This window comes from Rhodococcus sp. KBS0724 (assembly GCF_005938745.2).
GTDB lineage: Bacteria > Actinomycetota > Actinomycetes > Mycobacteriales > Mycobacteriaceae > Rhodococcus_F.
The window spans coordinates 198,077-213,062 of sequence record NZ_VCBX02000002.1 but is presented as its reverse complement, the minus strand read 5'-3'; the positions used below and the strand labels follow the sequence as shown (position 1 = coordinate 213,062).

General features: G+C 57.4%; 9 protein-coding genes and 1 pseudogene. 3 read left to right on the top strand and 7 right to left on the bottom strand.

The window, feature by feature from the left end; all coding sequences use genetic code 11:
• Positions 1-295 precede the first annotated feature (295 nt).
• The gene (locus FFI94_RS31900; protein WP_138873897.1) at positions 296-901 is read left to right on the top strand and encodes a TetR/AcrR family transcriptional regulator; all 606 of its coding nucleotides are present in this window, start codon (positions 296-298) and stop codon (positions 899-901) included.
• Positions 902-1,698: 797 nt separating this feature from the next.
• On the opposite strand, the gene FFI94_RS31895 is transcribed toward FFI94_RS31900, so the two are convergent.
• The 5 genes from FFI94_RS31895 to FFI94_RS31875 all read right to left on the bottom strand — a co-directional run bounded on the left by FFI94_RS31895 (position 1,699) and on the right by FFI94_RS31875 (position 6,613).
• Positions 1,699-2,136 carry a hypothetical protein gene (locus FFI94_RS31895; protein WP_138873896.1) on the bottom strand — a complete coding sequence of 146 codons (438 nt, stop codon included), beginning with the start codon at positions 2,134-2,136 and terminating at the stop codon, positions 1,699-1,701.
• A gap of 101 nt (positions 2,137-2,237) precedes the next feature.
• Complete coding sequence (locus tag FFI94_RS31890; protein ID WP_221937817.1) at positions 2,238-3,251, bottom strand: SDR family NAD(P)-dependent oxidoreductase; 1,014 nt, start codon at positions 3,249-3,251, stop codon at positions 2,238-2,240.
• Positions 3,252-3,368: 117 nt separating this feature from the next.
• A complete protein-coding gene (locus tag FFI94_RS31885) occupies positions 3,369-4,499 on the bottom strand; it encodes a thiolase family protein (protein WP_185993471.1) in 1,131 nt (376 codons plus the stop codon).
• 44 nt (positions 4,500-4,543) lie between these two features.
• Positions 4,544-4,951, bottom strand: a complete 408-nt coding sequence (locus tag FFI94_RS34860; protein ID WP_138873872.1) for a Zn-ribbon domain-containing OB-fold protein — start codon at positions 4,949-4,951, stop codon at positions 4,544-4,546.
• Positions 4,952-5,194: 243 nt separating this feature from the next.
• Positions 5,195-6,613, bottom strand: a complete 1,419-nt coding sequence (locus FFI94_RS31875; protein ID WP_185993478.1) for an MFS transporter — start codon at positions 6,611-6,613, stop codon at positions 5,195-5,197.
• A 983-nt stretch (positions 6,614-7,596) separates the two neighbouring features.
• Between FFI94_RS31875 and FFI94_RS31870 the strand changes: the two genes are divergently transcribed.
• Complete coding sequence (locus tag FFI94_RS31870; RefSeq protein ID WP_138873892.1) at positions 7,597-9,315, top strand: class I adenylate-forming enzyme family protein; 1,719 nt, start codon at positions 7,597-7,599, stop codon at positions 9,313-9,315.
• Between the two features lie 215 nt (positions 9,316-9,530).
• Here FFI94_RS31870 and FFI94_RS31865 read toward each other — a convergent pair.
• Positions 9,531-10,651 (bottom strand): annotated as a pseudogene (locus FFI94_RS31865) (IS3 family transposase).
• Positions 10,652-11,631: 980 nt separating this feature from the next.
• Complete coding sequence (locus FFI94_RS31855) at positions 11,632-12,666, bottom strand: NADPH:quinone reductase (RefSeq protein ID WP_138873890.1); 1,035 nt, start codon at positions 12,664-12,666, stop codon at positions 11,632-11,634.
• A 941-nt stretch (positions 12,667-13,607) separates the two neighbouring features.
• On the opposite strand from FFI94_RS31855, the gene FFI94_RS31850 reads away from it, so the two are divergent.
• Positions 13,608-14,615 carry an MsnO8 family LLM class oxidoreductase gene (locus FFI94_RS31850; RefSeq protein ID WP_138873889.1) on the top strand — a complete coding sequence of 336 codons (1,008 nt, stop codon included), beginning with the start codon at positions 13,608-13,610 and terminating at the stop codon, positions 14,613-14,615.
• The last annotated feature ends 371 nt before the right edge of the window (positions 14,616-14,986 follow it).

Below are 14,986 nucleotides of genomic sequence, written 5' to 3'. Positions count from 1 at the left end.
GAACGACACGCGGCGCGAGGGAAGCCATCACGGAAAGCGAGCCAGAACCGCAGGAGAGTCAGATGCCCGGAATGATTCGAGCCAATGGCTCACGCAGGGCCGGCGTGACATCGCCGGGCCCACCGTATACCCCGTAACGAAGAACGCAATCCCGCGGTTTCACAGGGTCCAGCTGCTGCATGCTGCACACCAGGACGCCACCTTCGCAAAATTCAAACCAAATCAGATTTTGGAGGGATACGTGCAACTGGACGTTCAAAAATGGTTGAATTGAGGAAAAGCACGAAAGGCGAAAATGACCAAGATCTCCAACCTCGACGAACTCCTCGACGCTGCTGCCCGAGTTTTTACCGATAAGGGGTACACCAATGCACGCCTTGAAGACATTGCCAACGAAGTAGGAATGCTCAAGGGGAGCCTGTACTACCATGTAGGTAGCAAAGCTGACCTGCTGCGATTGGTCAGGATGCGCCGCTTCGTGGAGATCGCAGAGGCGCTTGAGCACATTGCCGAGCTACCCGGCGAACCACGTGACAAACTTCGCCAAGCGATCCGTCGGCACCTCGAATTCATCACGCTTTATATCGCTGAATCACCACAGTGGTTTCGCAATCCCACATATACAGATCAAAGCACCGGAGAAGGCCCCGAAGAACACGATTTGCTCAACCGCCTAATAGGGGCATTCAAAAGAATTATCGACGAAGGCGTCGAGGACGGCACGATCTCTTCGTCAATCGACCGCACGGTCTTCGTGATGTCGACGCTGGGTATGTGTAATTGGGTTTCGCGCTGGTATGACTCGGACGGTCCAAACACAATAGATGAGATCGCCGACATCCAGTTCGATCTGCTATGGAGCGGGGTTACGACGCCAGCAGCGGCGACTGAGGCAGATTAAGCTTGAGTCCAAACCAACCAACGATAGAAGGGCGGTTTGGCTGTTATTCTAATCACACCGAAAAGGTACGGTTCAAAGTAGGGAAAGTGCGCCTGGCTTAACCGTTGATGTGAGGACAGAATAGCAGGAAAGTCGACGGCTGCCCGTGTGAAGATGCAAGAGAACCTAGCTCGTCAGCATCCGCATCGATGATTCAGCTTTGGCAACACCCATCAGGCCAAGTATGACATTGATGACGAACTCTTCGGCCGCCGTTATCTTTTGAATGTATCCAAGGTTCGCGAACACCTTATCTGGCCTGACTCAATGCTCGCAATTATCCACGACTTTTCGGGACGAGAGAAGTTTGCAGTGACAATATCCTGTTGGCGAAAGTCCCATGACCTCTGGTTCATGAGTAACACTCCCGGGACCGCTTCGCCGCGATCAGCAATTAGCTGTCATGCTGTGCATATTCGGATCCCAGACGCCGTGGGGTTACTGAATCAAAGGGTGGATGAGATCTCGGATCATCATCAATCTGTCCCGCTGCACCAGAACCGTTGCTGCCAGATGCCTTTGCGCACACCTATACCGCGCCGCAGTCGATTCTGCTGATCTTAACGAAAAACCACACCAGATGCTGCCTTCCACATCATCACATGGGATTCGAAAAGATGCATTTCTCACTGGGAATCAACTTCCAGCGACTTCACCGGCACCGCCAAAGCGAACTCCTCGTCGCAGACCTACTGGTCGCTGCTTTCCGGCGTCGAATCGCCCGGATCTGTGAAGCTGTCATCCTATTTCTCCACTTCTCACGCAGGTAGGTCGTCGTCCGTGACGACCAGAGCAGTCGCGGGTGAAACACCAATCGCACGACTGATCCGGGCGACCGCCATATCGACACCTTCGTCAACCTGACGTCGATCGCTCCCCAGCCCCACTACATTCCATCGAAACATATCCTCTTGATACGTCTCGATATCGGGGATACTGAAGTCCACGCCCGCAGAAAAAAGCGTCTCTTCCACTGCTTTGTCAGAGATCACCTGTCCTTTGAGGATCGACACTCGCCGCTCGACAACGACCTGCGCGTCACCGAGTGAGAACCTAACTGGAAGAAAGTGCACTGTCGCACCACTTCTGAGCCGTGCATATTCGCGTGCATGCTCCACGTGTGCGAATACCTCAAGCGCTGGAGGTTGCTCGGTACGGACGATGAATACTGTCGGAATCGCCTCGCCACCAGTCATCTCGACACCCACCTTCTACTTATTCCCCCTTCTCAAGCTCCTGCCACCATGAGAATTCAGAAAATTTCCAGCTGACGGACCGAGTCAGCGGAACTGTCATATCAGATCGTCTGACCGCCACTCATATCAACCATCACACCGGTCATCGCTGACGCCGCATCCGAAGCAAGGAAGGCCACCATATTCGCTACTTCCTCTGGCAGCTCGTAGCGTTGGATCGCAGTTCTGCTGCGCGGATAAAGACCCGATATCCCATCGACCGGAGGAGTCCGGTCAGGCCCCCACATGGAACCCGGAGCGACGCCGTTGACATGTACGCCCGCCCTGCCGACCTCCTTGCCCAGAAACCTGGTGAAGGTACTGAGACCTTGCTTCATTGCGCCGTACATCGTGAGTCCAGGCATTGCAGTCTCGCCGGCCGCAGAACAGATGTTGATAATCCGCCCTGAACCCTGAGGAAGCATGTATTCCAGGGCGAGCCTGGTTGCATAGATCGGACCCGCCAACGTCCCCCGGATCGCGTTGTCAAGCTGGTCGTGCGACATCGAAGCAAAGTCACCAACCGAGGTCATAGTTGCATTGTTGACCAAGATGTCAAATCCGCCGAGCCTATCATTACATTCACGCAGTATGGCGTCGATACCATCCCATTCGAGTGCATTACCCTCGACACCGATAACGTTTGTCCCCCACCGTTTCGCTGCCTTCGCAGCCACACCATGTGCATCCGGCGGGGTCGCCCAGCGTTGCTGCCCTGACGCCGCAGCCACGGCCGGTTTCAGATCTACCACCGCGACATCTGCGCCGAGACCAGCGAGCCGGTTGACGCATGCTTGCCCGAGATTGGCACCAGCGCCGCCAGTTACCACCGCCTTCTTTCCCGTCAGATCCAGGAGCTGGGAAACGGATTTGTCAATACTACTTAGCGGAATCCGGCTCTCGTCCCACCAGATCCCGGTTCTCTCGCCACCGCCTTGATCGACATACTCTTGCAGGAGCTTCAGATAGAAATCTTCGGTCATCGAGCCCTCCGTTACTGGCATCGCATGGGTCGCGTTATGCAATGCTATGAAAATTGCTTTCAAGAAGTCAATACATGTTTGAATTTCGTTCACGTTCGGGATTCATCAAGTCCACGTCATACGTGATCCAGGTCATGGTGGACCCTTGCTCCACCATGCCCCCCTCTGCGAACGTTCCGGCGAGCAAGTTCCCTTGCTGAGTCCTCGAAGCTACTTGCTGAGCAAAACGATGTCCCCGAGTGCCATGACCAGCGCCACCTCAGCGTCGTCGATCTGGTTCGCCGATGTCGTCCCGCGCAGCTGACGAACTGCCTGCACCACACGCTGATGACGTTGCGACTCTCCCGTATGCGAATGCGACATCGTTCCGCCGTCGGTCACGATCGGGTACCTGCCCCCCACTTCGATAGCCCCGTCGGCGACAAATGCCGGCCCCTCACCCACATCGCAGTATCGCAACGCCTCGAAGTAGCGGACGATCTCCCACGAGAAATTGTCGTACAGCTCAAAGACATCCACGTCTGAACGCGACAAACCTGCCCGTGCGAATGCCCTGTCCGCTGCCTTGCGTCCAAGCATCCCCGTGCGCTCGTATGTGGGCGGATGGGTATAGGAAGGACCCCAACTCTCTGATCCCCCACCGAGAACGCGAACGGGCACGCTCGGGAGGTCGCGTGCCTTCTCCGCAGTGGTTAACACCAACGCCGAACCACCCTCTCCTGTCATCGCACATTCGAGCAGATGATAGGGATCGGCGACCATCCTCGACGCGAGAATGTCATCGGGAGTGAACGGACCCCGGCCGTGGAAGATAGCTTCAGGATTGCGCGAACCGTTGTTCCGGATGACCGCAGCAATATAAGCGATGGCGGCCGGGTCGACAGAGAACTTCTGCATGTACTGCTGTGCGGACAAAGCGAATTCGGCTGGCGTCATCAGACCCCAGCACTCGATGAACTCGTTCGACGGCCTCGTCCATGGCGCTACCGTCGCACGGTCCGTGTATATGCCTGCCTCACCGGCTGCCAGTACGACCGTGTCGCACATCCCCGCCTCGATCGCAAGCGCAGCTTCAAAGACCGCAGCCGGTCCCGGAGCGGCACGACCGACCCAAAAGTAGGGAATCCCGAGAGCATACGCAAACTTGCGAGATCCATTGAGGTAGTCCAGCCCTGGCAGGATATTCACCCCGTCGACGTCTCCGATCCCGAGACCCGCATCAGCCAAGGCACCTTTGATCGCCGCCAGAGTCACCGTGTCGGAATTCTCACCTTCAAGGACTTTGGCTTGCTTTGTGTTGAAGGCCCCAACAATGACAGCACCTTGTCGTGAATCGTTCATGTTGCATTACTCCTCGAAGATGGACCTGCCCTGTCACGCCACTGTTACCGAGTCAACCGAAAACAGGGAAGCGTTGTCTGCGAATCAATGTCGACAAACTTGACCCGAACACGCGCCCCGATCGAAACCTCTGACGGATCCGCATCCACGATGTTGCTCAACATCTCATATCCCTCGTCCACACGGACAATGGCGACCACATAAGGCGCCTCGAACGCCGGCGTCTGAGCCCGCCAAATGACCGAATACGACACCACCGAACCAACTCCGCCAGATTCAACCCAGCTGAGATCGGCACCCAGACAAACTGGGCAGAAGCTCTGCGGAATGAACACATGATTTCCGCAGTCCTCACACCGCTGGACAGTCAGGACGCGGCGTTTGCAGCCCTCCCAGAAGGGCACCGTCAACGCGGTAGGATGCGGCACCGGCCGCCTGGACGTATCAATCATGAGAATCCGATCGAAGAAGGTCAAGTACGCAAACCCGCAAGCACTTTCGCTACGGGCATCACACAGAGGGATCCGCAGCGGTCCAGATCAGCAGAAAACGGTGGAACTTCACCTACATCTCGGCGTTGTCGCCGACTGCGCCGTGCGGGTGAGCCTCGAGAAGCCGGCATCTCGGCTGTCAGAACACGGACTCGCCGCCGGTCTTCTTGCCTTCCTGATGGACAGGCTATGGAGACAAGAAAGCTATAGTTCTTTAGCCTTCTCAACTGAGGGCATAATGCCAGGGGATGCTTTCAGCGAGGAATCTGGGTCCTTGAGGCCGCGGCCTAGCCATAGCGCAAGCAAAGCGATCAAGCACGATGACAAAATCCAGTAGGCTGCCGCATAACGCGTACCAGTGGCAAGTACCAGCGCAGCAACCGCGGCAGGTGCAGTGCCTCCAGCAAGAACGGTACCGACATTCTGACAGAAGTTAGACGCGGTGAATCGGACTTCGGTCGGAAAGATGGAAGCCATGTAGGTGTACGCTGCTGGGTTCATTAAACTCAAGAGTGCTAAATAGACCAATACCGCACCCATTAGTCCTATTGGCGCATCGGTGGCCCCCAGTATCCAGAGAATAGGAATACACAGAACGACAAATGCAATCAGGGGAAGCGTGATCATAATGCGCCGACCATAGGTGTCACCGAGCCAGCCGCCAATGAAGGCTACAGGCTGAATTATAAGCATGGAGATAGCCAAGACCAACATAATCTGTGATGCTGGAAGTTCTCGACTGCTGATCAGGTATGGACCGAGCCAGGCGTTTACTCCGGCTACTCCATTGATGCCGATCGCGATTCCGCAGGCGACCAGCATTCGCCGCTTATTTCCAAGAAATGCCTCGCGAATGGGGGATTTGGAAACTCTGTCATCGGCTGCCAGCTTGACGAACTCGGGAGAGTCTTCAACTCTTCGCCTGAGGATGAATGCAATTATGGTGAGCGGAATAGAGGCTAGAAATGGAATTCTCCATCCATAGTCGAGCATGGCCTCTTTTGAGACCGTCAAACTGACCACGGCTGCCATCAGGAGGGCAACACCACCGCCGAAACCCGCCCCCAGTGGCGTGAGCGACGCAAGAAGTGTTCGGCGGGAAGTCGGCGACGATTCCAGAACGAGCGTCACGGAACCTAGCATCTCAGCGCCAGCGGATAGTCCTTGCAGCAACCTGAGGATAACCAGTATCACGGATGCGGTGACACCAATCGAGGAATAGGTCGGCAAAAAGCCCATGAGGCCAGAACACAGCCCCATGAGGGCAACCGTTGCCAGCAGCGCAGTCCTTCGCCCTCGTCGATCACCTAGTCGACCGAATATCACTCCCCCGAGTGGCCGGGCGATGAATCCTGCGCCAAATACTGAGAGGGTGATGAGCATCGAAACCGCAGGATTATCTGAAGGGAAGAATAGCGGTCCGAGGTATACGGCGAGAACGCCGAAAAGTATGTAGTCATAGTACTCGATGAAGGTTCCGACAAAACCAGCAATGGCCGCTCGACGCGCTGCAGGTGGAACCGACTCCCTATTGCTCGCGCGGCTATTACCGGGGGACTCGGATGTCAATTTATGCACAGAATAAACTCCGAACGCTGGATTGGTATGTGAATCCTGGGTCACTTTTGAGATGTGATGTGATGTCAGCCATAGAGGATTCAAACAGACTTTGACTTGCATGGCAACCTCGATCTGTCGCCGTGCGCCAAGTGCCTACGCCACCTCGGGACCACGGCATTTTGTTGCGTTTGTTGCCCCTACGGATAGCTCGCCACAAGGCGGAGTGGCCCTATGGACGGTCCCGCACCACACCCAGCGGGGAGCCGACACATCCGAGCCCGCATTCAGCGATCTGAGGCAGCTCGCCAACGCGGCCTGAGAACTGTTAGGCCCTTGCTAGTCGGGCTACGTGGCCGCACCTACCGTGGCACAGCACCCTGACACAGCGCCCCCTAGCGAAGGTCGAGACGCGGACGTCATTGGATTCCCGAAGAACACATCGCAGTGGTCATCGGTGGAGGTGGAACATTCCCCTCGGGAGCGCCCTAAAGATCGCCGTTGTGGCGTTCGGCCACGATGCCGACCGCCGCCGCACGAAGATTCACCACCACAGCGCCTGCCTTCCCCAGGCTTTATCGCCATAGTTGCCAGATAGGTGCGGGCCCCAGTACCATATCGCTGTCCACGCACGTGTTGGCCAGTGATGCATCTCGCAAACGCAGACATACACGTTCGGGAACGTTTCCACTCCTAGGCAGACGTCTTGCGCACCCGCCGCACCATAGTCAGTCGCTCGAACACGCTGATCTGCGACTTCTCTTTGTGTTCGCAAGAATAGCGGACACTCCGATCACACGCCGACGCTCGGGCTCTGATCTATACACAAGGGAAAAAGCATCGCCCGCCAGGGCCTTCTCGCAACTGTTGGTCTTCCGAACTTGGAACTTGCACCATACGCAATCCTCATGCGTTCCGACATCCGGGACATGTGACGCGGTCGACGACGCGCCGCCGTGGTGCAGTGGACCGCATAAAGCATTTGGCGCAGTTTGGGCCACTCGGAGCGATTTTCGTCTGCAACGACGCAATACGGAGGAGCACAGAAGGTGAACGAAACAGCAACCCGCAAAGCGATAGTCTCAAGGCTGACCGCATTGGACGGCCCGTTCCCCATTAGTCGAACCACGGTTCGCGGTGTGGATCTCAACGTCTACGAAGGCGCACCGACAACGTTTCGAGAGATCTTGCTCTCCGGCGCGAAGTGGGGAGAGCGTCCGGCAATCACCTACGAAGATGAGACGTTAACGTGGACGCAGTACCTGAATATCGTCGCCCGGATCAGCAAGGTTCTGGTCGAACGCTACGAAGTACGTGCCGGAGACAGGGTTGCACTGGCACTGCGCAACTATCCCGAGTGGATACTCGGCTACGCCGCCGCCGTGTCCATTGGAGCAGTGTGCGTCCCACTGAATTCTTGGTGGTCTGGCGCCGAAATCGCCTACGCACTGGCAGATTGCACCCCCAAGGTGTTCATCGGAGACCGGGAGCGGGTCGCATCCATTATCGAACAACGATCCCATCTACCGTATCTGGACGTAGTCATCGAGGTGAGGCCAGGTACGACAGTTCGTGGTGACGTCGATTGGAACACGCTGCTGGCATCGGAGGCCGAGGAGTTCGACTATTCGACCCTCCCCATGGACGTCGACGACGACTGCACCATTCTCTATACGTCCGGCACTACAGGGGCACCGAAGGGTGCAGTAGCGACCCATCGTTCACACATGACAACCGTGTCAAACTTTCGCCTGCAAGTCGCCGTCGAAGCCGAGATGTCAACGCTACGTGGCGATCCAGTACCCGCGCCTCTCACACATCCGACAACGCTCATACCTGGACCACTCTTTCACGTCTCCTACCTCCCAAAGATCCATCTCGCACCGATCAGCGGGATGCAACTCGTGCTCATGTACAAATGGGATGCGCAGCGAGCGGTAGAATTGATCAACTCACTGGATGTGGATAGTTTCACCGGCGTCCCCACTGTCGCGCGACAACTCATGGACACAGCCGCTGAACTGGGGTCGACGCTGCCGTCTCTCAGATCACTAACCACCGGTGGCGCCCAAACATCGACAACCCTCGTCAGCCGAATAGCTACACAATTCGGCCCCCGGGTAGGCTCCGGAACTGGTTACGGGCTGACCGAGACCACTGGACCCATGGTCTATATCGGCTCCCGCGACCTATTCTCCCGGCCCTTATCGGTAGGGCGCCCTTTTCCTACGTCAGAGGTCCGCATCGTCGATGCCGACGGGTTTGACGTAGCGGTGGGCGAGGTGGGCGAAATCTGGTTCAAAGGGCCCAACGTCGCTCGCGGATACTGGAATCGGAATGGCGGCGCTTTCACCGACGAGGGCTGGTTCCGCTCCGGCGATCTTGTAACTCGCGACGAAGAAGGCTTCGTCGCGATTGTTGATCGTATCAAGGACATCGTAATCAGGGCCGGTGAGAACGTGTACTGCAGTGAGGTCGAAGAGGCACTGTCGACCCATCCGGCAGTCGAAGACGCCGCGGTTATCGGCGCTCCACACGAACTTTGGGGCGAGCAAGTAGTGGCGGTCGTGCACACGCGAACCGCTGTGACTGCCGACGACCTGACCGTATTTGTCTCAGACAAGCTCGCACCCTACAAGATCCCCACGACCTTCATCATCGGATCTCATCCCCTTCCCCGCAATGCGGCAGGCAAAGTCCTCAAACGCCAACTACGCGAGACACTCATCGCTGAGAACATATCGAGTCAGTCCAATCAAAACGCGTAAGCGACGGCCGAATCAAGGACTGGATCATTACCACCAGACCGACCCCGTATCTGCACCTAGCCGTAGTGATCGTCGGTTCTGCACAAGGGTGTCGGGCTTTTCATGGTGCTTACCCACTGGAGGAGCCGGTGGGTAAGCACTAGCCCTATGAATCGCACCGGAGTTTCCGGGGACTTTGATGTTCCCCGAGTTTCGTGGAGTCGTCATATTTGACTTCAGGCTACGGGTTGGCGTGTGAAGTGTACGTTCTCGAACTCGATCGGTGTCAGCATCCCGAGGGCACTGTGCCGGCGTTGGCGGTTGTGGAAGATCTCGAGGTACTCGAACATGGCGTTGGCCAGTTCGATCCTCGTTTTCCATCGTTTCCTGTTCAAGAGTTCGGTTTGCATTCTGCCCCAGAAAGATTCGATGACGGCATTGTCGTAGCAATCTCGTGGGCTCGGCGGGTGAATGCCCACGATGTGAATTGCACTCCGTGGTCCGAGTGAATGAGTGTGCCGGGGGTCGGGCCCCTGTTCGAAATGGCCATTCCCAGAGCGTTCGTCACCAATGTCGCTGTCTGCGAGCTGTCGATAGACCACCCGACGACTCGCCTCGAAAACGTATCCTTTGGCAACAGCGCAATATATTTTACCTTCGCGGGTGGGATGTTCGGTGATATCCGTGACCCACAGCTTGTTCGGCTCGTCGCGGGTGAACTTGCGGTCCACGAGATCGCTCGCGGTGGGGGTTTGATGCTTGGAACGTGCCCGTTTGTTTCCCGGAAGTCCTTTCACACCAGCAGCTCTCATCAACATTTCGATGCAGCCGTGCCCAACAGCAATGCCGCGGCCAAGGGTGAGTTCTTCCGTGGACCCGGCGGGCACCGTAGGTGCCATGCGAGGCGGTGTGAACCTCGGTGATCAGCTGAGTCAGCCACGCATGTCGTAGTGAGCGTTCCGAGGGTGGGCGATTGCGCCACTCGTAGAAACCGGACTCCGACACCTCCAGAATGCGGCACGAGGTCTGTACCGGTAGTCCTTCCTTGGCCATCACCTCGATCGTTTCGAACCGCCTTTTTAGGCCGCCACCGACTTCAGCAATTCCGTGGAGCGCTTGGCTATGGCGAGCTCGGTCTCCAGCTCGGCGATACGACGACGGGCGGCGGCGAGTTCTTCCGCTCTCGATCGAGCTCAGCCCCGGCCTCTGACCGGTATCGATGAGCTCCTGGATACGCCAGTTGTAGATGGTCTGTTCGGTGACATCGAGACCTGCGGCGACCTCGGCGACCGTGCGTCCTGACTTCAACAGATCAAGGACTTTCCGGCGGAACTGAAGGCGGATAACGTCTGGGCATCGTGAACCTCTCTCGGGTGCATCAATGCCTGAAGTAAAACAAACGAACTCCGGAAAACTCGGGGAACATCAAATCTGTGCTCACCGAATCCGTCCATAGTCACGCACCGTTGCATACGAAAGCTGCTGCGCTCCATTTTCGTCGGCCAGTCTAGCGAGGATTCAGCGCGCGGTCTGGCGTTGTTTTCGTGGTGCATCGATATCGGCGTCGACCGCGGCTTTGAACGGATCGAGTTTCGAGGGGCACGCGCCGGAACTTCTCTTGGTGGCGACTCCGCCTGCATCAACGCCATCCGCACCGTTGCCCTGCCGATATGTGGCGGCAGGCCAACTGCCAGATCAAACACCCCTTGACCCGGGCATCGCGTCGAATGCAGGCGAACAACTCTATCCGAGTCTCCATCACTGCCAACAGTACTGGCATCCGAATAAGCCAGATGCCACAACACTGAGGTGGGCTCAGCTCAAACCGTCACCATCGATCCGGCAAGTCGCAGACGGGTCTGGGTCTGGCCGTCACGGTGGTCTCGACTCAAGCCGTCATGAACAGTTGCACCGCGTATGGGCGCCCGGTTGGCCGCACACATACGTACCGGACTCGAAGCGTAGACCGTTACCGTTCCTTGAACTACGGCCATTTAGATCGTGCTCGCACAACTGCTGATTCGCTAAAGAAGATTCTCCAGCAATGCAGGTCTATCGGCGACGACGTGCAGAGGACGCCCGATGCCCACCGTCTTCCCGGGCCCTGACCTCCACGCCGAGCGTGAGCGTCAGGACAGGCGCAAGGACCCTGCTCGAAATCGGCGACGGTTCAGCATTCGCCGCCCTGCACGACCCCCGATCGCACCCATCGATCCCCACTTCCGCGACCTGAACCATCTCGCTGAGCGTCAACATTTCGAAGAACGTCACAACACCGCCATCGACCTGGCCGCTACTTCGTCAAAATCAACACACTGACCGCATGACCCCGTTCAATTAACGACCAGACCATTTGTCGCGAACGTCGATCAGCACCTTCCCAACGGAGTGCGCCTCAACTGCCGCGTGCGCATCTGCACTGTCCTCGATCCTAAAGTGATGCAGTGGCAAACCATGATCAGCGCCAACCCCGATCGCGCCTGCCGCCAGCGCCACGTTGATGTCACTGACCCCGCGCATCTTCGACGGTGCCGGGACCCCGAACGCCATGACCACCTGGATACGAGCGTTCGCCATCATGAGAGGAACGAACGACAGTTTCAAGTCGGCGCCGCCGTCAGTAGCGTATATCGCAATCGTTCCGCCGACACCCAGGACCGCTTCGTTGATAGACGAATTGGCCACCGGTGCAACCTCAGCAATCGTATCGACTCCGGCCGGGGAAACCTCACGAACTCTTTCTGCGACGTCCTCGATGGTGTAGTCGATAACAACATGCGCGCCGGCCGCCTTCGCCAGTTCTGATTTGGCTAAACCACTAACCGTGCTGATCACTGTCGCACCTGACCAACGCGCAAGCTGGATCGCAGCATTGCCAACTGCCCCCGCTCCGCCTGCAACCAAAACGGTTCTACCTGAGAGAGTTCCTGGCCCCAGGTTGCCCGGACCGTCCTCGCCAACGGTCAGACACCGATGAGCCGTCAGAAACGGGACTCCAAGGCTTGCCCCGAGATCGTATGATGCCGAATCCGGCAAAGCGGCCATCCTGTCGGATCGGACCAGACCAAACTCCTGACAGCTACCGGATCCGGTCGTCGCCGCTTCCCAGACCCACACCCGTGAACCGATCAACGATCGATCCACACCCTCACCGACTGCGTCAACGATGCCCGCGCCGTCGTTACCCGGAACACGTGCTGGAATCACGGAAGTTCCCGGTGAGGACCCACGCCGTGTGCGCCAATCGGCGGGGTTGACGCCCGAACGGCAATATGCGACTCGAACCTCACCTGTCCCTGGCTCAGTTATCGCGACGTCTGCAAACGTCAAGACGTCGGGTTCACCTGTCTGGATGTACGAAACTGCTTTCATCCTGAAATGATTTCATCACCTCAAGCCTCCTGACCACCAAAATGTTCTGACTGATGGAATGGCAGTTGCCGGCGGAAGATCTCCGAGCATGGATTTCGACGATCATCGGACCCCGTTTCCGCTCGCGAGACACAGCGGCAGCGGGCCACGTTCAAGGAAGCGCCTTATAGGTCGGATGCGTTTGCAGAACAACATCGCCGACAGGACCGCCACCGAGTTTGTCGAGTCGTTTGCCGCAAGAGTTTAGTGAAATGGCGCCTGTCTGTCCGCAGTACGATCCACCGATTACTGCATCGTAAACGAACCGACCGAAGGAATCCTCGACGTCGGCGAAGGCATTCTCATGCCGCCTCATGCCGCGCGGGATAGCCCTGCGTCGGCGGAATACTGCAAACAGGATCCTGCCAGGTCTGCCAGCCAGTCCCCGGCAGGAGGTAGGCCACGCGTCGCTTGCAGTTTCCAGCGGCCGCGGCGGACCGAGTAGCGACATGGGATCATATCGAATTGTACGCCCCGGGTCGCCGCGGACTTCCAGATGTCACCGAGGAAGGGTTTCGCGGTTCTGGCGCGAAATCATCGATCGCGCCCCATCGGATCCTCCTCAAGTTCAAGTTCTCCGCAACCTGCCCTCCCCCAGTCCATCTGGAATGAATACTTCTCTTTTCAACTCTTTTCAACGTCAGCAAATGATCGCGTGTCGAGGTCGACGCAATGACGGTGATGTCGGTTACTTGACACAGATACTTTTCAGTACTTTCCAGCCGGATCGGATCCTCCCATTGAGAATATGGCGTCTGATATATAGAGTGCCGTTACCCGTCAGGAAGACATCCGGGATACAACGTCGCCCGATTCTGGCTACCGCGAAGAAGCGCGAGACTACCCCGGTTACGCGCTCAGGCGGACGCACTCCTGCTCGACAGCGGAAACAGGTGATAACAATGAAGTACTCACTCGTCGAAGTGGCACCAGTTCAACCGGGTTTAGGCAAGCGCGAAGCGCTTTCAGCGGCGCTAAGGGCCGCGGAGGAGGCCGAGGCGTTTGAATACCATCGTATCTGGTACGCTGAACACCATCATTCGACTGGATACGCGTCACAGGACCCAGTGCCCTTGATGGCTATCGCCGCGCAACGCACGAGCCGAATCCGCGTCGGATCAGGCGCGGTCCTCCTCAACTACCACAGTCCGTTCGCAGTTGCGGAACGATTCCTTCAACTTGAGGCCTTGACACCGGGTCGAATCGATCTCGGAATAGGACACGCCTCGTCGGCTCCCCTGATCAACTACGCATTGCTCCGAGATCGCAATTCACAACCAACCGACGACTACTCCTCCCAGGTCAAAGAGGTTGCCGGTTACTATTTCAACGCATTTGAAGACTATCACCCGTTCTCGACTATTGACCTGACCAGCGGGATTGACGGCGTCCCCGAGTTGTGGTTACTTGGCTCGTCGGACCGGAGCGCAAGATTGGCTGCTGCGCTCGGACTTCGCTACACCTATGGAGGTCATATCGCACCTCAGGCATCGTCAACAGTCCTCTCGCGATATCAAGCAGAGTTCGTTGCGACACCGTTCGGGCCACCGGCACCTCAAACTATGTTGACACTCAACATCGTAGCCGCAGACGACGATGAACTCGCACACAAATTGACCTTTCCGGCGCGCGCCCTACGCTCTTTCGGCCACGAACGTCCAATCCCCACCCTGGCGCAGGCGGAAAGAGAATTGAGCGACGATGACAAGCACAGGCCGAGCACGATCCAGAACGGTCTGATCCCCGCACAGATCTCAGGAACAGTCGAATCACTGAGAGAGCAGCTACAACCGCTGATTCGTTCAACGGGGGCGACCGAGATCATGGTTCACGACATGGTGACCGACCTCGAACTCCGTAGCCGCTCACGCCAACTGGTCGCACAAGCGCTAGCCGGAATCCAAATTTGAACACCCGAGTGCATCCAGCCCTTCTGCCGCGACTTATCAACACGCCTCTTCGTCGCGTTGGCGGTACCTGTTTGGCGGGTACCTGTATCGCTCTGCGGAACGTGACTGTCTCCGTATTGGGCGGCGCCCTAGGCTTCGCTGACTGCACTCGCCGGATGGGAGGGTGCAGTCTCGATCCTGTGACGCAATTCCAAGAAGACCAGCGACGTCAGATCGTCCGGTCTTGCGTGCAGCGGTGATCAGGGCTCCGCATCCGGTTCGATCGCCCTCATCACTGGAGCCGGCACTGCCAATGAGATCGGCCGCACCGTCCCCCTTTTTCAGCTAGCCTCTACACTTCAGCGATCGACAATAGCGAGATGCGGCGCGCC